This window comes from Pseudomonas inefficax (genome assembly GCF_900277125.1).
GTDB classification, from domain to species: Bacteria; Pseudomonadota; Gammaproteobacteria; order Pseudomonadales; family Pseudomonadaceae; genus Aquipseudomonas; species Aquipseudomonas inefficax.
Map to the genome: position 1 here is coordinate 1 of NZ_OPYN01000169.1, position 1,154 is coordinate 1,154.

At 58.4% G+C, this 1,154-nt stretch carries 2 protein-coding genes; one reads left to right on the forward strand and one right to left on the reverse strand.

Translation table 11 applies throughout. From position 1 onward, the window contains the following. The first annotated feature begins 287 nt into the window (after positions 1-287). The gene (gene cspD, locus JV551A3_RS20560; RefSeq protein ID WP_133979070.1) at positions 288-542 is read left to right on the forward strand and encodes a cold shock domain-containing protein CspD; all 255 of its coding nucleotides are present in this window, start codon (positions 288-290) and stop codon (positions 540-542) included. A gap of 70 nt (positions 543-612) precedes the next feature. On the opposite strand, the gene JV551A3_RS20565 is transcribed toward cspD, so the two are convergent. Then, a partial coding sequence (locus JV551A3_RS20565; RefSeq protein ID WP_235874619.1) for an isocitrate/isopropylmalate family dehydrogenase occupies positions 613-1,154 on the reverse strand: 542 nt, incomplete at its 5' end.

A 1,154-nucleotide genomic window follows, 5' to 3' on the forward strand; every position in this document is an offset into this window, starting at 1 on the left:
ATTCGATTGCGGGCGATCCTGATTGAATGTTAGTCGAATCGCACTGATGTCATGCATGGTAAGGATTTCATCATTGGCTGCATGTTAAGGTTGTGGGCTGACTGCGAAGGGCACGGCCAGGGCAGGCGCCGGGCGACCTTGACTATCGGCAAAACGGTGTTACAACCAATAAGAACCCACCGTGGTCGATAAAGATCCGCGCAGTCAACCAGATTTTTCGCAAGGTTCGTATGCGGATGAAGTGGATGATACTCCAGTGATGGAGTCCTTTGCAGAGGGACATAGGGATGGCAAGCGGTAAAGTCAAGTGGTTCAACAATGCCAAGGGCTATGGATTCATCAATGAAGACGGCGGAACCGAAGATCTGTTCGCCCACTATTCGGCGATCCAGATGGACGGCTACAAGACGCTGAAAGCCGGACAACCCGTGACTTTCAACATCATCCAGGGCCCAAAGGGCCTGCATGCGGTTGAAATCAAGGGCGTCACCGCCAGCGCTTCAACGGGAGTACCGAACTCATCCACGACCGCTAATGCGTGATCCCTGCTTTCTGCCGGTATACGAAGAAACCGGCCGCTTCTTTACAGGAGGCGGCCGGTTTTCTATTGGCTTACATATGCTTGATCATCTCATCGCCAAAGCCTGAGCTGCCCACCAGCCTGGCGCCGTCCATCAGCCGCTCGAAGTCGTAGGTCACGGTCTTGGCGGCAATCGCGCCGTTGGTGCCCTTGATGATCAGGTCGGCCGCCTCGGTCCAGCCCATGTGCCGCAGCATCATTTCTGCAGAGAGGATCACCGAGCCCGGGTTGACCTTGTCCTGCCCGGCATACTTGGGCGCGGTGCCGTGGGTGGCTTCGAACATGGCCACCGTGTCGGACAGGTTGGCGCCCGGGGCAATGCCGATGCCGCCCACCTCCGCCGCCAGGGCGTCGGACAGGTAGTCACCGTTGAGGTTGAGGGTGGCGATCACGTCGTACTCGGCCGGGCGCAGCAGGATCTGCTGCAGCATGGCGTCGGCGATAGCGTCCTTGACGATGACCTCGCGCCCGCTTTTCGGGTTCTTGAACTTCATCCATGGCCCGCCATCGAGCAGTTCGGCACCGAATTCGTCACGCGCCACCTCGTAGCCCCAGTCCTTGAAGGCGCCTTCGG